At 41.4% G+C, this 21,468-nt stretch carries 17 protein-coding genes and 1 pseudogene; 8 read left to right on the forward strand and 10 right to left on the reverse strand.

The features are described 5' to 3' along the window. Window positions 1-43: 43 nt before the first annotated feature. The 4 genes and pseudogenes from phnE (ACZ42C_RS01655) to ACZ42C_RS01670 all read right to left on the reverse strand — a co-directional run bounded on the left by phnE (ACZ42C_RS01655) (window position 44) and on the right by ACZ42C_RS01670 (window position 3,443). Window positions 44-847 carry a phosphonate ABC transporter, permease protein PhnE gene (gene phnE, locus ACZ42C_RS01655; protein ID WP_461183225.1) on the reverse strand — a complete coding sequence of 268 codons (804 nt, stop codon included), beginning with the start codon at window positions 845-847 and terminating at the stop codon, window positions 44-46. Continuing rightward, entirely contained in the window at window positions 844-1,686 is an 843-nt protein-coding gene (gene phnE / locus ACZ42C_RS01660) for a phosphonate ABC transporter, permease protein PhnE (protein ID WP_461183224.1), read from the reverse strand. The genes phnE (ACZ42C_RS01655) and phnE (ACZ42C_RS01660) overlap by 4 nt, the downstream gene beginning before the upstream one ends. Beyond that, window positions 1,646-2,443, reverse strand: a pseudogene (gene phnC, locus ACZ42C_RS01665) (phosphonate ABC transporter ATP-binding protein). The gene phnE (ACZ42C_RS01660) and the pseudogene phnC overlap by 41 nt, the downstream one beginning before the upstream one ends. A gap of 19 nt (window positions 2,444-2,462) precedes the next feature. Next, the gene (locus tag ACZ42C_RS01670; RefSeq protein WP_461183223.1) at window positions 2,463-3,443 is read right to left on the reverse strand and encodes a phosphate/phosphite/phosphonate ABC transporter substrate-binding protein; all 981 of its coding nucleotides are present in this window, start codon (window positions 3,441-3,443) and stop codon (window positions 2,463-2,465) included. Window positions 3,444-3,743: 300 nt separating this feature from the next. Here ACZ42C_RS01670 and ACZ42C_RS01675 point away from each other — a divergent pair, with 300 nt between their 5' ends. Together ACZ42C_RS01675 and ACZ42C_RS01680 are read left to right on the forward strand one after the other, a co-directional pair. Continuing rightward, window positions 3,744-4,418 carry a response regulator transcription factor gene (locus ACZ42C_RS01675; protein ID WP_461183222.1) on the forward strand — a complete coding sequence of 225 codons (675 nt, stop codon included), beginning with the start codon at window positions 3,744-3,746 and terminating at the stop codon, window positions 4,416-4,418. Beyond that, window positions 4,415-5,809 carry a sensor histidine kinase gene (locus ACZ42C_RS01680; protein WP_461183221.1) on the forward strand — a complete coding sequence of 465 codons (1,395 nt, stop codon included), beginning with the start codon at window positions 4,415-4,417 and terminating at the stop codon, window positions 5,807-5,809. Before ACZ42C_RS01675 ends, ACZ42C_RS01680 begins: the two co-directional genes overlap by 4 nt. A gap of 192 nt (window positions 5,810-6,001) precedes the next feature. Here ACZ42C_RS01680 and ACZ42C_RS01685 read toward each other — a convergent pair whose 3' ends face one another. The 6 genes from ACZ42C_RS01685 to ACZ42C_RS01710 all read right to left on the reverse strand — a co-directional run bounded on the left by ACZ42C_RS01685 (window position 6,002) and on the right by ACZ42C_RS01710 (window position 12,073). Further along, the gene (locus ACZ42C_RS01685) at window positions 6,002-8,092 is read right to left on the reverse strand and encodes an MMPL family transporter (RefSeq protein ID WP_461183220.1); all 2,091 of its coding nucleotides are present in this window, start codon (window positions 8,090-8,092) and stop codon (window positions 6,002-6,004) included. After that, on the reverse strand, window positions 8,082-8,492 hold the full coding sequence (locus tag ACZ42C_RS01690; protein WP_464891315.1) for a hypothetical protein: 411 nt from the start codon (window positions 8,490-8,492) through the stop codon (window positions 8,082-8,084). The genes ACZ42C_RS01685 and ACZ42C_RS01690 overlap by 11 nt, the downstream gene beginning before the upstream one ends. A gap of 338 nt (window positions 8,493-8,830) precedes the next feature. Next, window positions 8,831-9,490, reverse strand: a complete 660-nt coding sequence (locus tag ACZ42C_RS01695; RefSeq protein WP_461183218.1) for a hypothetical protein — start codon at window positions 9,488-9,490, stop codon at window positions 8,831-8,833. Window positions 9,491-10,224: 734 nt separating this feature from the next. Continuing rightward, entirely contained in the window at window positions 10,225-10,458 is a 234-nt protein-coding gene (locus ACZ42C_RS01700) for a hypothetical protein (protein WP_461183217.1), read from the reverse strand. A 47-nt stretch (window positions 10,459-10,505) separates the two neighbouring features. After that, window positions 10,506-11,891 carry an amidase gene (locus tag ACZ42C_RS01705; RefSeq protein WP_461183216.1) on the reverse strand — a complete coding sequence of 462 codons (1,386 nt, stop codon included), beginning with the start codon at window positions 11,889-11,891 and terminating at the stop codon, window positions 10,506-10,508. Beyond that, window positions 11,888-12,073: a hypothetical protein gene (locus tag ACZ42C_RS01710; RefSeq protein ID WP_461183215.1), complete on the reverse strand. Its 186-nt coding sequence runs from the start codon at window positions 12,071-12,073 to the stop codon at window positions 11,888-11,890. The genes ACZ42C_RS01705 and ACZ42C_RS01710 overlap by 4 nt, the downstream gene beginning before the upstream one ends. A gap of 561 nt (window positions 12,074-12,634) precedes the next feature. Between ACZ42C_RS01710 and ACZ42C_RS01715 the strand changes: the two genes are divergently transcribed. The 6 genes from ACZ42C_RS01715 to ACZ42C_RS01740 all read left to right on the forward strand — a co-directional run bounded on the left by ACZ42C_RS01715 (window position 12,635) and on the right by ACZ42C_RS01740 (window position 20,791). Then, window positions 12,635-13,645: an ABC transporter substrate-binding protein gene (locus ACZ42C_RS01715; RefSeq protein ID WP_461183214.1), complete on the forward strand. Its 1,011-nt coding sequence runs from the start codon at window positions 12,635-12,637 to the stop codon at window positions 13,643-13,645. A gap of 116 nt (window positions 13,646-13,761) precedes the next feature. Further along, a complete protein-coding gene (locus ACZ42C_RS01720) occupies window positions 13,762-14,748 on the forward strand; it encodes an ABC transporter permease (RefSeq protein ID WP_461183213.1) in 987 nt (328 codons plus the stop codon). Between the two features lies 1 nt (window position 14,749). After that, window positions 14,750-15,544, forward strand: a complete 795-nt coding sequence (locus ACZ42C_RS01725) for an ABC transporter ATP-binding protein (protein WP_461183212.1) — start codon at window positions 14,750-14,752, stop codon at window positions 15,542-15,544. A 334-nt stretch (window positions 15,545-15,878) separates the two neighbouring features. Then, entirely contained in the window at window positions 15,879-17,936 is a 2,058-nt protein-coding gene (locus tag ACZ42C_RS01730; RefSeq protein ID WP_461183211.1) for a catalase, read from the forward strand. Window positions 17,937-18,159: 223 nt separating this feature from the next. After that, the gene (locus tag ACZ42C_RS01735) at window positions 18,160-19,080 is read left to right on the forward strand and encodes a hypothetical protein (RefSeq protein ID WP_461183210.1); all 921 of its coding nucleotides are present in this window, start codon (window positions 18,160-18,162) and stop codon (window positions 19,078-19,080) included. 1 nt (window position 19,081) lies between these two features. Beyond that, window positions 19,082-20,791 carry a GMC family oxidoreductase N-terminal domain-containing protein gene (locus ACZ42C_RS01740; RefSeq protein ID WP_461183227.1) on the forward strand — a complete coding sequence of 570 codons (1,710 nt, stop codon included), beginning with the start codon at window positions 19,082-19,084 and terminating at the stop codon, window positions 20,789-20,791. The last annotated feature ends 677 nt before the right edge of the window (window positions 20,792-21,468 follow it).

The following is a 21,468-nucleotide window of genomic DNA, read 5'->3' on the forward strand; positions in this document are numbered from 1 at the left end:
TTTGATACTTTGTTATGCCGTGCAAAAACAGATTTCAGTTTAATTACATTTTGCTTGCTTTCAAGGTGGCCCATTCTGCACGCTGTTTTAAAAATCGGGTAAAATATTCTGCACTCAACACCATTAGGAACATGACGATTGTTATACTCAGCATCTCATCGTAAGCAATCATACGTGAAGCCCGGACGAGTTCCCATCCAATCCCGCCTGCACCAACAACACCGAGCACAGCAGAATAGCGGAGGTTGATATCGAACCGAAAAACAGACCATGAAATAAAAATACTCATGATGGATGGGAGGACACCTTGCATAATGACTTGGAACCGACTGCCTCCCGTAGATTTAATTGCTTCAATCACCCCCGAATCGATTTCCTCCATCGATTCAGCATATACTTTTACCAGCATTCCGATACTATTTACAGCCAATGCAAGAATTCCCGGTGTAGGGCCAAGTCCAACAGCAATAATAAACAGAAGTGCCCAAATTAATGCAGGAACGGCTCTTACAAACGCAGCAAAGGCTTTCACTGCATAACTGATTGATATGTGTGGCGTCAGATTTTTGGCTGCGAAAAAAGCGAGAATGATGGAAAATATAATTCCCCAGAAAGTTCCCAATACAGCTATTTGTAATGACTCAACAGCAGCACCCCATACATTAATGGGATCATCCAGCACAGGCGGAAACATGTTGTTCAGCAGGTTTTGTGTTCTTGCAAAGCTGTTCAACAGTTTTTCCGGGACGATTTCCAATTGAAGCAGGCTGATCAAAAAGAAGACAACGGCCAACCCGCCGAAAATCCATTTATTAAGTTTATTTTTATGTTGCCGCATGTCATTCATAAGATCTTCTCCCGTATGAAAGCTGTTGTAAATTCAACAAGCAGAATGAGTATAAAAATCATTAAAATCCCAACTGTTGCTTCCTGATATTGAAACAAACTAATGCTTCCTTCCAGCGCATAACCAATGCCACCTGCACCTACGACTCCCAAAACTGCTGCCTCTCTTATATTTAAATCCATTTTATATAATGACCACGAGACAAAGCCTGGTTTAAATTGGGGCCAAACACCTTGACCAATAGTTTGAAACCAACTTGCACCGGTTGACCTAACAGCTTCCACCTGTTGGTAATCGATTTCTTCCAGCAAATCAGCAAACGCTCTGCCAAGTATCCCGATACCCGATAAACCTAAAGCTATCGTACCTGCCAATGGTCCTAACCCTATCGCAGCAACGAGAAGGATCCCCCATACCATCGCTGGAATGGAGCGTAAAAATGTGATAAATGACCTGCTTGTTATGGCAATTGCAGGATGAATGGTCGTAGTTCGTGCAGCCATAAAACCAAAAAACAGGGAAAAAACAACAGAAAAAATCAACCCGACATAACTCATATATAACGTATCCAATGCAGGACCAATAAATGATCCAATCGTAGTGAAATCAGGGGGGAGCATATCCTGAAATATAAAAACGGATATATTCGCAGCACCCGAAATGAGATCCATCATATTAAAATTTGTGCCAATCCAGGACCATACCACTAAAACAGCGATAATGGCCCATATGATAAAGTGGTTTTGGCTTAATTTCCTGTTTCTGTGGTTAAATTTTCTATATTGTACTTCGTAAGGGTTAAGCGTATTGCTCTCCGCTCTGTAAGCGGAAGTGTTCATATTTTTGCCCCTCCTGAGAATAAATGTGTTCAATCATTGCTTTGGAAAGTTCTGCTGGTTGACCGTCAAATAACACTTCTCCAGCTTTTATTCCGACAATGCGATCTGCAAATTGCTTAGCAAAATCCACCTGATGTAAATTTACAATAGTAGTGATGCCGTCCTCTTCACTGATTTTTTTCAAATACTTTATCACTTTTTCGGATGAAGCAGGGTCAAGGCTGGCTATAGGCTCGTCTGCCAGGATAAGGGAAGGTTTTTGGGCAATGGCTCTGGCGATTCCTACACGCTGCTGTTGGCCTCCGCTCAGTTCATCCGCTCATTTAAATGCGTGTTCTCTCATGCCAACCCTTTCCAAAATGCGAAAGGCTTCCAATACATCTGTTTTGGAAAACCTTCCAAATCCTCCCTTTAAAGTTGACATATACCCCAGTCTTCCATGAAGTACGTTATGAACAGTGCTGGAGCGATTTATAAGATTGAACCCTTGAAAAATCATCCCAATTTGACGGCGCATTAATCTTAAATTTTTGCCTTTGGCCTTTGTGATATTTACATCCTGAAATATGACATCACCGGAAGTTGGAGGATTCAAAATGTTAATGGATCGCAGGAATGTACTCTTTCCAGCACCGCTCGGACCAATAATGGAAACCAATTCACCTTTTTTAAATGAAAGTGATATATTCTTTAGTGCTTCTGTTCCATCTGGGTACACTTTGGATAAATCCCTTGTTTCCAGAAATACTTTTGTCATACTGTATTCTCCTCTGTTGTTAATTTAACAATTCTTCCGGGCTCATCTCTAAATTTTCCGCCGTTTGACGCACAACGTCATAAGCCTCATCCTCAATAGGGTAGAAACCGCTGATTCCTCTTTCTTCAAAAAACTGTTCATCCTCATAGGAAAAGTAGAATTCCCTGATTGCTTCTTTTAAGTCTTCCGGAAGCTCCGCACGATAAGCATCAGGCCCCCGGGGAATATCATCAGAGGCAGAAATGATTTTAAAGTCATTCTCATCAACCTGACCCTGGGCAAGCATTGCATCCATTACGTCTGTAGCTATTGCAGCCCCATCCACATCTTCGTTGACAACTGACAGAATAGATGCATCATGGCTTCCCGAAAAGCTTACATTGCCAAAGAAGGAGTCTACTTCTTCATTAGTAATCCCTATTTCATCAATAATGGCTGACCGGGGAAAAATGTGGCCGGAAGTGGACGCAGGATCGACAAACAGAAAATCTTTATCTTCCAGGTCAGCAAGTTCTTCTGCTTCCGAACTGGCAGGTACTATAAAGGCACTTTGATATGTAATATCATCTTCGCTTTCTGCACCAATGGAAAATACTTCAGCACCGCTGCGCTCATTCGCCAAAATATATGCAAAAGGTCCAAAGAATGCTATGTCTACATGTTCATTGTTCAATCCTTCAATAATTGCGTTATAATTTGTTCCCATAAACACATCTACATCAATTCCCAATTCTGCACTTAGCTCCTCTCCAAAACGCTCAACTCTCGGCGATACAGAAGTCTGATCTTCAGAAGGTACAACACCCATGACGATCTCTTCAGGCCAATCAGCAGCATTTTCCTCCGTTTCTTCGGTTGAAGTTTCACTTTCATTTTCCGTATCTTCGTTATCTGCAGCTTGATCTGCTTCACTGACTTCCGACCCGCACGCTGCCATGACTATAATAATAGATAACAAACATAAAAAAAGAACCAGTCGATTTGGTTTAAATTTGTTCATGAAAACCCTCCTGTAGACAATTTATTTTTACTACACCCACATTGTACAAACCTATTGTTTAACCAACGTTAACCCACAGTAAATAAATATTAAATTTAAGTAAATTAGAATTTACAGAATAGTGGGGTCAGACCCCCACCGCTTTAAAGTGGTAAAGTGCTGTGTTGTTTTTTGTTCATCTTTTGTTCATGTTTTTTTGTTATTTTACATGTATTCCCTCTAATGGCTATATCAATTATTTTTTTGAAGATGCGGGGATGATATATTAAATAAAGAATATGTTAGAAAGAGTGAATAGATATGGCAGCAATTCTGATTGTTGATGATGATGTTAACGTGTGCAATCTTGTTGGGGATTATCTTGAAGGGGAAGGGTACAAAGTCCGAAAGTCTCTGAATGGGGAGCGGGCGCTGGAACTGTTGAATGATAAATACTTTGATCTTGCCGTGGTGGACGTCATGATGCCTGGAATGGATGGTTATACGCTGACCTCCATTATCCGTGAACAATATGACATTCCGATTCTTCTACTAACTGCCAAAAACAGACTGGAAGATAAAGAAAAAGGTTTTTTATCGGGTACAGATGATTATCTGAGTAAACCATTTGAACCCAGGGAGTTATTTTTTCGTATTAGAGCATTATTGAGAAGATACAACAGACAATCAATAGAGGAGCTTAACATTGGAGATCTCAAAATAAACAAGAATAGTTACGAAGTGCATATTCACAATAAAACGTTCATGCTGCCTTTAAAAGAATTTGAACTGTTGTATTTTTTGGCAAACCATGAAAAGCAGGTGTTTTCCAGAGGGCATATCATTGAGAAAGTTTGGGGCATGGAATTTGAGGGAGACGACAGGACGGTGGATGTTCATATTATGCGATTACGTCAAAGGCTGGATAGTGCCTCCAGTTCCGTGAAGATAAACACAGTGCGGGGAATTGGATATTCCCTGGAGGCGGCAACATGATCAAATCTTTATATGGCAAGCTGGTGTTAACTACTATAGGGATCATAATCGTTAGCGGACTCATTGCATTTTTCATATCAAACACCTACTATCATCAAGTAATTAAACCTGAAAACGATGAAAAAAACATGCATATTGCATTGGAAATCGCCAATTATATTTCATCTCAGCAAGAGCTTACTTTAGAAACATATCTATCCAATATTGGGTCGATTGGCTACCAGTTATATATTGTTGACGACCAGGGTGAAGGCCAATTTTTTGGCAGCGAGTTCCGGGAAAGTGAGATTTCCGATGAAACGGTTTCTTCCGTTCTGAATAATGAAATTTATCACGGTATGAAGAATTTCCCGAGGGAAACGTTTGTTACAGGATTCTTTGCCAATGAATTGAGTAATACCATAGGTGTTCCGTTAAATTATGATGATAACAGGTATGCAATGTTTCTCAGGCCCGACATCAAGTTGCTGTTTAACGAATTGCGAGTATTATTTGCCTTGTTACTGGGACTGTCCATCTTCATTAGTATATTGCTTGTCATTTTTATTACCAAATTCCTGGTAAAACCTATTACAACGCTCACAAACGGAACAAGATCAATTGCAGATGGCAACCTGGAAGTAAACCTGGACATTGATAGAAACGATGAACTCGGTGAACTGGCTGCGAGTTTTAACAAGATGACTGATAAGCTGCAGCAGGTGGAAAAAATAAGAAAAGATTTTATGAACAATGTCTCTCATGATATTCAATCACCACTTTCAAATATAAAGGGATATACGGATCTTTTGGAAAATAATATTAGTCATCATGCAGACCGGGACCAACGTACCAACCTGAAATATCTGTCTATTATTAAAGAAGAAACAGAGCGGCTTTCCCATTTGACAAATCAACTCCTCTTGCTTTCATCTTTAAAGAATAAGAATGATATTATAAATAAAGAGGCGTTTAATCTTTCCGGACAGCTAAAGAAAATCATACGCAATAAACAATGGAAGCTGGATGAAAATGAAATTATGATTTCCTATTCCATACCTGATGTTTGCTATACTGGAGATGAGGGCTTACTGAATGAAGTATGGGATAATCTCTTAAGCAATGCTATTAAGTATAATCAAATCGGCGGAAGCATTGACGTTTCCATTATAGATACTGATTCATATGTCCAAGTTACCTTTTCAGATACCGGCATCGGCATCTCGTCACTGCAAAAGGAGCGTATATTTGAACGCTTTTACCGAGCGGATTCTTCGAGAAATCAGTCGGTGGAAGGGTCAGGATTGGGGTTAACCATTGTGCGGATGATTGTGGAACTGCACCATGGCAGAATTGAGATTGAAAGTGAACCTACAGAAGGTACAAGGGTGAATGTTTACTTGCCAAAGTAAGAAAACTATACTACATCCAGTCTTGACAGTGGCCGGCTATTAGAGTTGGAAAAGTCTTTTTGGCGGGACGTGAAACCACTGTACCGTAGTCTCAATCCGCAAATAACAGATATTTGTATCTCAACTCCTTACTTTGCTTTATATAAAACCAGTTCATTTTTACTGTGAAATGAACTGGTTTTATTAGTGTCCTTAGTTTTCTCGCTTACTAAAAGGCAGCCAGAAGCTCCATTTTCCACAAAGCAATATGATGGCCGGCAACAAAAATGGTCTGACAATAAAGGTATCAACAAGAATTCCCAGTGCCATCGCAATGCCAAAGAGACGAAGTTCCATCACCGGCTGGGTGATCAATATGGCAAATGTGCCTGCGAGAATAATACCCGCAGCTGAAATGACGCCACCCGTCTTTTCTATTCCAATACTTACTGCTGATTCAAGGGAATGGTTTTTCTTTTCCTGTTTTATACGGGAAATCAGCATGATGGAATAATCCACGCCTAAAGCAATCATAAAGACAAACGTATACAGCGGAATACGGTAGCTAATATCTCCTCCGTTAAAGACATCTGTAAATAAGCAGCGCACAAGACCAAGCGAGGCAGCATAAGAAATGAGGAGGGTCCCCATCATGAACAGCGGTGCAATAACGGATCGGGTCAGAAACCCAAGAATAATCGTAATCCCAATCGTCATTAATATCATGACATTCGCTGTATCCGTTTCATTTTGGCCCCGAATATCTGCATGCTTTGCTGCTTCTCCTGCTATATAGATATTAGCGTCTCCAGGCCAATAATCTTCAATCTCTTCCCTTAATCGATCTGTTTCATCCAAGGACTCGGATGAATAAGGGTTTTGTTTTAATAGAACTCGAACATTGGCAATAGTCTCATCTTCATTCATATCGAACAGAAAGGCTTCATCAACCTGCTCCCGTTCACTAAGGCTTCCTTCAAATGCCGAAATATATTCCTCTTCCAGTGGTGTATCTGATTCAATTAAAACGGTATTTGGTGCCAGCTCTCCGGGGGAAAAGGCATCAGACAACACATCGTAACCTTCTTTGGAGGTCAAATCATCCGGAAAAGAATCCAATAGGTCATAATTATAGGTCATGTTAAAAAAGCTTATAATACCGAGACTGAATAAAAGCAAGACACCTGTAATGATACGTCTCGGGTGTGTATTTACGGTTTTAGCTATTTTTGGCCAAATTGGTAATGGCTTCGTACTTGTATTTTGTTTTAACGGCCAAAACGCAGCTCTTCCAGTAACAACAATCAATGCAGGCAGCAATGTTAAACCGGCAGGCACCATCACCGCCACAGCAATTGCAAATACGATGGCAAAGTTATGGTATGGTGCATACACCGCAGCCAGAAGGGTCAGTACACCTATAATGATTGTGCCTCCACTAAATACAATAGGTTCAAATACTCCCCGAACAGCATGAATCATAGCAGGAATAATTTCCTTGGTTGTCTGCAGTTCCTCCCGGTAACGAGCAACAATTAATAATGCGTAATCAGTCAGTACGGCAAAAAGCAAAACCATCATGATTGACAAAGCTTGATTCTCGACAACAAACCAGCCTTTTTCCCCGCCCAATCCGATTAAGCGATCCGCAATCTGATAAGTGATGGCTGCCACCAAAAGAGGAATTACTGCCAAAACCGGGGAACGATAGATAACGATCAGCAGAATGAAAATTAATCCAATCGTTGAAAAAAGCAGTACAAGATCAGCTTGTGAAAATAACGAAATGGTATCCGACAAAATTCCTGCAGGGCCCGTAAAAAAAACGCTAATTTCAGTGGGGAGCCCGCTTTTTGCTATGGATTCCTGTAAATTTTCCACTACTTCATTTATTTCTCCGTTCTCCAGTTCTGTTTTTAACATCATCGGGATAAAAAAAACAGCTGCATCTTCTGATTGAAACTCTCCTCTATGTTCTTCGGGGATCTGCGAAAGCGGTAAGATCTCCTTTATCTCATGCTCAAATTCTTCTGCTGAAGATTCTACTATTTTTGCATAGTCTGTGACCATTTCAGCTTTTAATTTTTTTTCTGATTCCACTACTGCAAGAAGCGGAATACCATTTTCGTCCGGGAAAGCCTGTTTTACCTTCTGTTCCGCCTCGATAGATGGGGCTGATTCCGGCAAGCCTGAATCGGGAGGTGTGGTTACAACTTCACTGGCAGGCGGGCCTATAAATGAGGCAGCACCTGCCGCCAACAGCCATAAAATAATGATTCCCCATACGAGGCTTTTATGCTTCATTATTTTCATCCACCATAAAGAAAGTAGTCGCAAAAAATAACACAAAGCTGATAAGCAGAATACTTCCACCAATAATATATGTTAAGAGATTTACAATACCCGGTAATGGAAGTGGGTCCATGAACTCCAGCCACATGCCGACCGTTAAACCGACGGAACCAATAATTGCTGTATATATATGGGCCGAAACAAGACGAGGCGCTCTGATTTTGACCATACGGTAATAGATTCCCCATGCAAGCAGTGTAAGAAACCCTGCAACGAGAATATGTGCGTGAATAGGCCGGAATTGCAGGGACCCGGCACCAGCCATATGTGCTCCCAGGCCTGCTCCAATGATGCCAAAAATGGCTGCAACTCTAATTAATGAATTACTCTGTTTTAATTGTTTGTTCATCATGTTATCCTCCTGTAAAAATTATGTTCAGGTAAAAGATAGAACATGTTCATGAACAGAGAATGAACAAAGTGTTGCAGGTTTGATAACCTTGTGTTTTTAGGTTGCTGATGTCGTTCTTATGGTGCTGAAGTAAGAATCTGGACATGAATCAGATTTTTGAAAAGAAGGAAGGATAACATAGAAAGAGCCATAATTTCTTAAAGTAATTTCATTTTTGGAAGATGGGATAACCTTATAATATGTTTTTCTGTAATATTTGACTCAAAGGTTTGAAAAAGATTCGACAAAATTTGGGTTATTTCGGGGAGTGACAAATGCTTTTCGATGGGACGAGCATTTTAGCGCAGTCCCAGGCCACCAACAAATCGCTTAGTCAAAACCAGGGAGAGAATGAGGACAAATTCCAATATATTCATCAATGGGGAGTACTTGAGCCATATGCCTAAAATACTTCCCAATACCATCAGCAATATACCGATAAAAAGCCAATAATAGTGAAACTTCACGATGAAAATCACGCTCACAATACCGAGAACCAGGGTGATAGCTATGACCATAAAAGGGCCGGCTGCCTGTCCAGCACTATCGTATGTCAATACGCCATTTTCCCAGTTTGGCTCCAGTTCAAGCCCCCTTACTGAAGTAATCAGTTCATACAAAATTAATCCGACGGTGATAAGGGATGCAAGAACTTTCCAGTAGGCTTTTTTTGCCCATGATAAATCAGACTTGAAACAAATACTCCAGGCAAAAAGGATGAGGGTAGGGGTGAATAGCGCATGTAACCAAAATCGGACATAACTTAAACTTTCCAGCGTATTTCCTTCACCAATATATCTGCCAAGTGCAATGATGAAGTTATCATAAATCAGTCCAATAATAACGAGCAGCAGAACGTTGGTCAGACTAAATAACCCATGTGTCCGGGAAAGGAAGAGAACCCAAATGAACAGACATATATAACCAATCCCCAGTGCAAAGAAAATAAACGTCTCCATTACATACCACACTCCTTTTTCCATGTTACTTCATTACGGATTACTCCATTTGTTCTTCGAAGCTTAAGAGCAAAAGCCTATAAAGAATGTAAATTCCCAAGTACGCGCCTGCAATTAAGAAAAAAGGGTTTAAAAACACCCCATGGATGGCTGTCATGAAAACTGTATTATCTTTAATGACCTTATATACCGATAATGAAGCAATATTTCCAAATACAAGTGCGGCTATGATCGCTGCAAAATTATAAATGCTCCTTAATCGTAACCAATGTTTCTGAGTATAGAACATAATTAAAGGAAGAATAATACTCCCGGCTATCAGCAAAATTCTCACAATATCACCTGCAATAAGGTTAGTTTTCTTACATGATATAGAATGTACGCTGTGAAAATTCTTATACAGTGGACCTAACGCAGATTGTTACTCTTTGTTTATCATAGTTGCCAGAGGACGTTCAATTTCTTACTGAATATAGTTAGGTGGCAAACCTTCCAAATTATTTACAAAATTGCACTCAAAACTTTATTTTGACAATGGTTTTGATCAATAAACTTTAATTAGTTGAAGTAACACTAAAGTGAAACAGCAAAAAAATCCGACTTTCAACATAAAAATGAGTTGAAAATTAATTTATGGACATAATAAATTTAAGTCAACATCAAATGGAGAAATGCTGGAATTTTTCCGTTTTTTGTGTTTGGAGATTGACTTGGAAATTACTTAACAAGGAGGGTTAAAGATGGCTAACAATAATAACAACCGGAACAACAACAACAGAAATCGTAACAATGACAACAATCGCAACCAGGCGGATAATGTTGAATTTGCAAATGAGTTTCTGGATGACAACAATTTTGACAATGACAACAACCGCAACAACAATCGCAATAACAACCGGAATAACAACCGCAACAACAATCGAAACAATAACCGTAACAACTAATTTATTTTGAATGGTGCCTGTCACTCCCCGGATTTTGTCGAAATTTGTTGGGGTGACAGGCATCTTGTGATTTAAATGGTAACATGTAATGGGTTGGTGCTTTCCCATTCACTTCCGACTTGTAATAACTGTTTTTCGGAGAGATGATTTCCTATGAATTGCATGCCGACAGGGAGTCCGTTTGAACATAATCCGATTGGGACGGATAAACTTGGTACTCCCATTAAATTGATTGGTACAGTAAATGGCATGCAACGTTTTACCACCTCCAAGTTCTGTTCCACCCAATTTTCCGCGTAAGCAGGAGTGACAATGGGGATGGTCGGTCCGAGCATAATATCCACTTCCTGAAACGCATTGTCAAATGCTTCCACCATCTTTCTTCTTGCCTGCTGTGCTTTAATGTACTTTGGTGAATCAGTTAAAGCTCCGGATAAGAAAAATGTTCGTATATCCGCAGAATAATCCTCTGGCATTGTTTGCAGCCATTTATAGTGGACATTGGCTGCCTCACCGGTAACAATTGTATAACCGGAAAATGTGGACATGGATAAATCCGGAATCTCTATTACTTTCACTTCTGCCCCTAATTTCTTTAACGTTTCTATCGCGTGCTGAAAAAGAATTTCCACATCCCTGTCCAATCCTTCCATATAGTGAGCAGGAATTCCAATTTTCACCTTCTTTATTCCTTTATTTAAATCTTCCATGTAATCCGGTACAGATGTCTTCAGACTGGCAGGATCTTTCGGGTCATAACCTGCCATGTATTGAAGCATAAGAGCTAAGTCCGCCACTGATCTTGCCATGGGGCCTACTGTATCCAGGGAAGGCGATGTTGGAAAAACCCCATCTGTACTGATCAGTCCATAAGTTACTTTTAAACCATACGTACCAGTCATGGCTGCCGGTAATCGAATGGAACCAAATGTATCTGTTCCGGTAGCCAATGTGGCAAGCCCTGCTGCTAAAGCGGCACTGCTTCCCCCACTTGACCCTCCAGGCATATAATGGATATTCCATGGGTTCTTTTGCGTGCCAAAATAGGGATTCGTGCCAGTAGATCCTGCTGCCAGTTCATGCATGTTCAGTTTTCCAAGCATAATCCCTCCGGCGTCCAGCAATTTTTGAGCGGAAGTGGCAGTTTGCTGAGGAATAAAATCTGCAAAAAGCTTTGAGCCAACAGTAGTGCGTATTCCCTCTGTATATTTATTATCTTTAATACCTATGGGGATACCATGCAGTGGTCCTTTATATAAACCTCGCATAATATCACGTTCCGCTTTTCTTGCATGTTGGAGGGCAAGTTCAGGGAGGGGAGTAATATAAGATTTAATCGTTGGATCTATGTGATGGATGCGGTTTAATATTTGCTCTGTCAATTCGACGGGAGAGAGCTGCCTTGACTTAATTAAGGGGGCGAGCTCTGCAGCTGTTAAAAAGGGTGGTTCGGTCATACCATCAGCTCCTTGTCTACAATGGTGATCGGTCTTTCCATATTTAAACCGGGAAATGAATCGAGTGCTGTTTCGGTCTGATTCATCTCACAAATCAGTTGATAAATAAAGGGGATATCAGACTCGTAAACAGGGAGCATGCGGTAATATAAGCTTTGTTTGATATAGTTGTCGTAATTCAATTGAAGTACCTCCTTATAGGCGTATGTTACTACCATATGAATCAGTTAATGAAAAGTGCAGCTGATTTTTGTGGGGGCATGGGACAGTGCAAAAATGCTCGTTCCATTGACAAGAGTTGGTGACTATGGTGGAGAAGCTCCCCGTTTTACCGAAAAGAATTGTCACTCCCCGGATTTTTTCGTGAATCAGGAATGCAGGTAATTGCATAAATATGAATATAGTTGGATTTTTAGTAATTGCATTCCACTGCTGTATTTCCTGAAATATGAAATATATTGCCGCTGGCTGGTAACTTTTTGAGCAAAGATTGCATAAATAATTGAAACTAAATATATGCACATAAATTGTATAAAGAGCAAATATATCTAATTCCCCTTAGTGCTATAAGAAAACTTAAATTAATAGATATATTGATATATTAGTCGGCAAAAACAAGGGGCTTTAGAAGTGTTTTCATATAAAATAGCCAAAAATGCCAAAAAAGAAGTTGTATATCTTGTATGGTATTGGTATAATTATACGAAATTTATATATTTTATATTAATCTGGGAGGAAAAGTCATGAAGAAAGTCTTATATTCTATATTTATCTTCGGTTTAATCACACTGGCTGCTTGTGGAGCAGAGGAAAACACAGATGGAGCATCAGGAGAAACAGAAGCGTCTGAAGCCGGTGGTGAAACATATACTGTCGGGGCAACGCAAATTGTCGAACACCCTTCGCTGGATGAAGCGTATAACGGGTTTCAGGCAGCATTGGAAGATGCCGGATTGGATGTCGATTACGATTTTCAAAGTGCCCAGGGAGATCAAAATAACGTCGGCCCGATTGCAGGTAACTTTGTAGCGGATAATGTGGATTTAATCTTTGCCAATTCCACACCAAGTGCACTGGGTGCATTACAGAATACAAATGAGATTCCGATCGTCTTTACTTCGGTAACGGATGCGGTAGAGGCCGGTCTTGTTGATTCCATGGATGAGGCCGGAGAAAATATTACCGGTGTGCTTGATCTGCATCCGGAATCGATCGAAAAGACAGTGGAATTTATTGATGCGTATTTTGAAGGAGCAAATGTTGGATTGGTATATAATGCAGGAGAACAAAACTCGGTTGTTCAAGTAGAAGCTGTACATCTAGCGGCAGAGGGAACAAGCTTAAGTATTTCCGAAAGTACTGTTTCCAACTCTTCAGAAGTACAGCAGGCGACGGAGTCCCTGGTAGGAACAGCAGATGTGTTTTTTATCGTAACGGATAACACGGTCGTTTCCGCGTTGGAAAGTGTTGTTGGTGTTGCTGAATCCCAAGGTATTCCACTACTAGTCGGGGAGCCTGATTCCCTTGGACGTGGCGGTTTTGCCACATTCGGGATAGATTACTATTCCATTGGTTATCGTTCAGGCGAAATGGCTGCTGAGATTTTGACGGGAGAAATGACGACGAAGGACTTCCCTGTGGAGTATCCAGAGGAAATCCAACTGTTTATAAATAGAGATGCTGCAGAAAGTCAAGACGTAGAATGGAACGACGAATGGGATGAATTGGCTGAATTTGTGGAACCGGAAGAATAGAAAGCCAATCACGATTTCCGTGGCAGATGCCAAGTATTTTTCATAAACATTCTTTGATTCGGGGCAGGCTGCAAAAGCTTGCCCTGTTTTGCAACTGGAGAAGATAGGAGGATCATATGCTTATTTCACTTTTTGGAGCATTTGAGTCAGGAATTATTTATGCCATTATGGCGTTAGGTGTTTATTTAACTTTCCGTATCCTGGCATTCCCGGATTTGACCGTGGATGGCAGTTTTGTAACCGGAGCGGCTGTAGCGGCCATTTCCATTATCAACGGCATATCTCCTGTCATAGCAACAATGATGGCCATTGCAGCAGGTTTTATCGCAGGTTGTTTAACCGGGGTTTTACACACAAAAGGGAAAATTAATGCATTATTGGCCGGGATACTTATGATGATTGCGTTATATTCTATTAATCTAAGAATCATGGGCCAGCCCACTCTGCCGCTATTAAGTGAAACTACGGTGTTTGACCAGCTGGGATCGTTTTGGGCGGCAACAGGTATTGATTCATTTATGAATGGAATATTAACATCCATGGGAATGGAAAGTGTCCCCCGCACTTGGGCAATCCTGTTCGTGATGATTGTGGTAACACTCATTATAAAATTGCTTACGGATTACTATTTAAAAACAGATATCGGGCTTGCATTGAGAGCAACAGGAGACAATCAGCGGATGATCCGCAGCCTTTCCGCAAACACGGATACATTGATCATTATTGGTGTTGGCATTTCCAACGCGCTTGTAGCGTTATCCGGTGCTCTGATCGCTCAACATGGCGGCTTTGCAGATGTGGGGATGGGAATCGGTTTGATCATTATTGGTCTTGCTTCCGTCATCATCGGGGAATCCCTGTTTGGCACAAAAACAATTGCAAGGGCAACATTAGCTATCATCGGCGGAGCCATTATTTATCGTATCGTTGTAACCATGGCACTTCGGGTTGATTTTTTGGAAACAGGCGATATGAAATTAATCACGGCTATTCTTGTTATTGCCGCGTTGGTTGCACCTAAGGTCATCCATTCCCGTAAAGAGAAAAAACGGCGCGCGAGAAAACAGGCGGAACTGGCCAATCTGAAGGTGAAGGAGTTATAGTATGCTGCAATTAAAAGATATTTCCATCACGTTTAACGAAGATACTCCCGATGAAAAGAAGGCATTGCAATCCATTGATCTGGAATTGGAAAAAGGGGATTTTGTTACTGTGATCGGCAGTAATGGGGCTGGGAAATCCACATTAATGAATGTCGTTTCCGGTTATTTAAAGCCGGATGTAGGGGATGTTTTCATTAATGGCAAACAAGTGGTTCATTTACCGGAATTTAAACGCTCTGCTTTTATCGGGCGTGTTTTTCAGGACCCGATGGCAGGAACAGCCCCTTCCATGACGATTGAAGAAAATTTTGCGATGGCTTATTCCCGCAATAAGAAAAGAAGGTTGCTGCCCGGTGTTACAGCAAAACGAAGAAAATTATTCAAAGAGCATTTATCCGCGTTAAATTTAGGTCTGGAAGATCGATTGAATGCAAAGGTTGGCTTGCTTTCCGGCGGGGAACGCCAGGCATTATCCTTATTGATGGCCACCTTTACCGAGCCTGACATATTGCTGTTGGATGAACATACGGCAGCCCTTGATCCGTCACGGGCAGAATTAATTACAAATCTCACCCATGATATTGTGAAAAAGTATGACTTAACCACGTTAATGGTAACCCATAATATGCAGCAGGCATTGGATCTTGGGAACAGGCTGATTATGATGGATAAAGGGGAAATTATCCTTGAAGTTTCAGGCAAAGAAAAGCAGGAGTTAACGATAGAAAAATTATTGCATCAATTTAAACGGGCACGGGGCGAACAATTTGAAGATGACCGCGCAGTGCTTGGTTAAAGGATGTAGGGGAGTAACCGGTAATAATAAAATAGAAAAAATAACAGAGCAGGGTGTTTATCCGATAAGGAGAGCCCTGTCTTTTTGTTTTCGTATATCTGATTATCTAATTGTATTCATTAATAATCTAAAGAAAGTCTTTTCGTCATCAGAATTGTTATAAAAAATTTGGCTTATATGGACATTTTATCATTAAAATCCATCTAAAAATTCAACATTACTCTAAAGAAGCCATTTTCAGAAACAATCTTAGTCCAGTAACCAAATGTATCCCAAAAATAGGCACATCGCATATGTATATATTGGGTTAAAAATGATGAGAAGTGGTGATTACATGGATAAATCAGAAAACAGGAAAAAGATTAATGGCGACAGTAAACATAAGCAGCTGGAAGTCTATCGGGTGAAAAATACCGGAAAGAAAATGACAACCAATCAGGGGCTGAAAATATCCAATGATAAAGATTCCGTGAAAGCCGGAATTCGCGGACCGACGATTATGAATGACTTTCATTTCTGGGAAAAAATGATGCATTTTGATCATGAACGCATCCCGGAAAGAGTTGTGCATGCAAGGGGTTATGCTGCCCATGGGGAATTTGAACTGTATCATTCGATGAAAAAATATACAAAAGCCGGATTCTTGCAGGAACCAGGTTCAAAAACACCTGTATTTGTTCGTTTTTCCACCGTTGTTGGAAATAGAGGATCGCTGGATACGCCCAGAGATGTTCGTGGTTTTGCAGCTAAATTTTACACAGAGGAAGGAAACTTTGATTTAGTTGGAAATAATATGCCGGTTTTTTTCATGCAGGATGCAGTAAAGTTTGTGGATTTGGTCCACGCCATTAAACCCGAACCGCATCATGAAATGCCGCAAGCCTCTGGCGCACATGATACTTTTTGGGATTGGGTGGCAAATAACCAGGAATCGGCCCACATGGTTATGTGGCTTATGTCAGATCGGGGTATACCAAGAAGCTGGCGCATGATGGAAGGCTTTGGAGTGAATACATTCCGGTTCGTCAACGAAGAAGGGAAAGCCTATTTTGTAAAGTTCCACTGGAAACCAGTACTTGGCGTTCATTCTTTAGTGTGGGATGAAGCGCAAAAGATTGGAGGAAAAGATCCAGACTATAATCGAAGAGATTTATGGGATTCAATTGAGGCGGGAGCTTATCCGGTTTTTGAGTTGGGCGTACAAATCATTGACGAGGCAGATGAATTTATGTTTGATTTTGATATTCTGGATGCGACGAAAATTTGGCCGGAGGAAATTGTCCCTGTTCAAGTCATTGGCAAAATGACGTTAAATCGAAATGTCGATAATGTTTTTGCCGAAACGGAACAGGCAGCCTTTCATCCGGGAAGCGTGGTTCCGGGGATCGATTTCACCAATGACCCACTCCTGCAAGGCAGGTTATTTTCCTATCTTGATACGCAATTAATCCGCCTTGGCGGGCCGAATTTCCATGATTTACCGATTAATCGTCCTGTTTGTCCATTCCATAATAACCAGCGGGACGGCTTCAGCAGGCACCGGATTGATATAGATCAGGTCAGCTATCATGAAAATTCACTGGCAAATAATACCCCGGCTACCTCTAGTCCGGAAGAAGGTGGATTTGAGCATTATCAGGAAAAAGTGGACGGAAAAATTATTCAGGAACGGAGCCCGTCTTTTAAGGATTTCTTTTCGCAGGCGAGATTATTTTGGAATAGTATGTCTTCAATTGAGAAACAACATATTATTGACGCCTTCAGCTATGAGGTTGGAAGCGTGGATAGTCGTTCCGTTCGACAGCAGGTCGTTGATATGTTTGTTCATGTGGATAAGGAGATGGCGACAGAAATAGCAGGCAATATAGGGGCAAACCCGCCAGCCGGCACGCATGTCCCTGTTTCTGAAAAGTCACCAGCGTTGAGTCAGGAACACACAACTCGGGTTCCTTTTTCATTAAAATCAGGTATCCTTATAGGCCATGGTTTTCATGGCAGTGAGGTAAGAAATGTCATTGAAACCTTTAAGCAGCATGGTGTCTTCTTTGATTTTATAGGTGAAAAACTCGGTAAAGTTAAAGGTGATGATGGCAGTCAAATTGAAATTGACGAGACATTTATCACTACGGACGCTGTCTTGTATGACACACTTTATGTTGTTGGAGGGAAGGCGGAGGATCAGAGAAATTTCAACCAGGATGTTTTGGCATATATCAGGGAGGCATACCAACACTATAAACCGATTGGAATCGCAGCTGGGGCGGAGAATTATTGGCAGGCACTGGAGATGAACGTTCCGGCAGGTATCGTCTTTGCTGCAAATAATCCCAATTTCAATAAAGAATTTGTCTCGGCTATTGCACAGCAACGGTTTTGGAACAGGGAAGTTTAGGGACCAACGGTTTGGAAAATAAGTAAATGCTTCACTCTTTCATTGCGAATGAAGGATGTGGAGCATTTTAATTTCAAAAAACTATATGACAGAAAGGGAGCAGAGTGCTTGTTAACAAACATAGGAGCTGTTTTTTCTACATATAGTCTATAAGGGATAAAACTGATCTTTTCACTGTGTAATTAAAATGGAGTGGATAAATTCAACAAGGAGGGAAGACCAAATGAATCATCTGAATTACTTGCAGCATCTGATTGATTGGGCAAGGTACACCCAACAGCAATTTACAAAGAGATTGGATTCATCGGGAAATGGAGCCGGGCAACTTGAACACTGGGATCAGCGTTTTCATAACCTCATTCAGGATCTGGAAGCATTCATTCAACAGCCCTACCCAATAAATCATGAGACTATGTTAGCCTTCCATCGACAAGCAAATGAATTGTATCAAGAAACACTTGATATGTATCATCGCCAGCAGACTGAGGATGATCATGTAACAGAAAATCGAAATTACCTTTATCAAGCCCCTTTTAAATTGGGGTGGTCAGCAACAATTCAGCAACCTTCTCCTCAAACAAAGGCCACCTATACTGCGATTGTCGAAACAATGATTCCTTCAGTCGGAGGAGCTATGGGAGCAGTGGATTTACAAATGGATGAATATCTTATGATGATATTGGATCATCAAATTGCATTCCAGGAAAATTTTAGTGTGGAAACCGTTGATTTATCAACGCCCACAGCTGTAATGCTTGATATAGCTGCTGCACAACTCCTGGCAATGAAAGGTATCTCAACGCCATCTGGAAGAGGGGCATTTGCAAACCTTTCCCATAGCGGCAGAATAGAAGCTGTACGTTTATTGGAGAACCTGCAAATCGATTTAGGAATACTGCCTCAACCATTTCAAAATAATGCCGAACTGATCAAATACGTTATTACCTATGTTTTTCAAATGGTGAAGTTCGGATATTATTCGGAATGGCATGCGTACGGTTCCACCAAATTTGCAGCTCCGGAAGAACGGGTACTTGAAAGGTTTCCTTACACATGGGAATTGGTGGGCTACCCCGGCGTTTCACTCGGCTATCGTGCATTTCGTGGTTTTCTTGTAGATGAATTTTCAGAAGAGGTGAAATAAAATAAGTACAGATGCAGATGTAATCATTATTGGTGCTGGTGCTGGAGGCGGAGTTGCTGCCAAGGAACTGGGAGAATTGGGCATGAAGGTGCTTGTTCTTGAGGCTGGTCCATGGTATGGCAACAAGCAGTGGGAAGAGCCGCATCAGTGTCGCGGTCCAATCAGCAGTTCAAGCCCGGACGACTTGGATATTAATCTGTTGAGGAAGCATTTTACAAGAGAAGAGCATAATATGAATGATGTCGTTTCCGGGCGATTTCGCTGGGGGCCCGCAGATCGGCGCAGACCTGGCTGGCACCGGAGTCTCCAGGAGAATGGATTGGTATGGCAAAACACTGGTGTAGGAGGGACAACACAGCATTACTGGGCAAACTCACCACGGGCATATATACAAGCGGTGGATGGTGTTTGGCCGATTTCCTATAGAGAACTGCTTCCTTACTATGAAAAAGCTGAGGCGACATTGCCTGTTCGGCCTGCCCCTTCCACCCCCAAAGAGGAGTTATTTTATTACGGCGTGGAAAAAGCCGGCTGGTCATTAATTGATACGGCAAACCCTGTAACTCCCGGTTATCGTCCCCAGCCAAATGCCATATTACATCCAAATGAAAGCTTAATGGATCCGAATTATTCTATGGAAGAAGTAAGCCATATGGAAGGTTGTGTATTAGCGGGTCACTGTGGCAATGGCTGTCCATATGGTCCATCTGTGGATAAGGTGGCGAAACGTTCCACCCTTGTCAGCTATGTTCCAATGGCTCTGAAAACAGGAAATGTAGAAATCCGCCCCAATACATACACAACAAAAATTTTAACGGAAAAACATACCACAGATGGAGAAGAAGCGTTTGGCGTACAGTTCAGTGATACGTGGACAGGAGAAACCGGGGAATTATTTGCCAATGTCATTGTTATGGCAGCAGGCTGTATCGAAAGCCCGCGCCTGTGGCTTAATTCGGAACTTCCCTACAATGACTGGGTCGGACGCGGTCTCACCAACCATTATTGGGATTGGATAACCGGGGTATTTGATGAAAAAGATCTAATGAGAATACTTGGTCAGCCGAACGTCAATCCATTTGTCGGTCAAATTTCCGCCGCCCGATTGGACTATCCTGGCTTGGGAGTCATACAGCCTTCAGGAGTAAGCCCAGGGTTGTTTTCGTCTTTAACCTTTGGGTTCAGTCAGAGTGGAGAGGCATCCCGCAACATACTTCCTCCGGATGTTAATTGGGATATACAGGGAAGGGTGACAGGAAATGAATTGCAGGAGTGGATGCAAAATTACCGGAACACATTAAGTATTTTAATTTTTGCAGATGATCAGCCACATAAATGGAACGGTGTCACATTAGACCCTCATATCAAAGATGAGCATGGGCCGGTCCCTGCTGTTCAATATAAACCCAGCAAGCAGGATGCGTATAAGAGAAATGAATTGGCGAAAATCTCTGCTGATATTTTACGTAAAGCCGGAGCAAAAAAAATCATCCGTACAGATTGGCCATCCAGCTTATTCGCCCATATTGAATCTACCATGCGGATGGGATATGTTACGGATTCTGATTGTGAAGCTTACCAGGTGAAGCGACTATACATTGCGGATAATAGTCTGCATTATAATGGTATTGGCGGACCGAATCCGACTTTGACCACCCAGGCGCTGGCGACACGTACTGCTGAGAAGATAGCGATGAAATACTTTAGTTAAAGGAGAGCGTAAATGGTATGTCATCTGGTGGGGATCAGAAAATGACATACCATAGAGAGCGTGAATGGTACGTCATCTGGTGGGGATCAGAAAATGAAGTACCATAGAGAGCGTGAATGGTACGTCATCTGGTGGGGATCAGAAAATGACATACCATAGAGAGCGTGAATGGTACGTCATCTGGTGGGGATCAGAAAATGACATACCATAGAGAGTGTGTATGGTACGTCATCGGGTGGGGATCAGAAAATGAAGTACCATAGAGAGCGTGAATGGTATGTCATCTGGTGGGGATCAGAAAATGACATACCATAGAGAGCGTGAATGGTACGTCATCGGGTGGGAAACAGAAAATGAAGTACCATAGATAGCGTGAATGGTATGTCATCTGGTGGGGATCAGAAAATGAAGTACCATAGAGAGTGTGTATGGTACGTCATCTGATGCGAAACAGAAAATGAAGTACCATAGAGAGCGTGAATGGTACGTCATCTGGTGCGAAACAGAAAATGACATACCATAGAGAGCGTGTATGGTACGTCATCTGATGCGAAACAGAAAATGAAGTACCATAGAGAGCGTGAATGGTACGTCATCGGGTGGGCAAACAAGAAATAAGCTGCCACTATAGAAAAAATGTCAGCTCTCATCATCTACAGAAGTCATAATGAGATCCC

Source organism: Virgibacillus kimchii, from assembly GCF_055379185.1.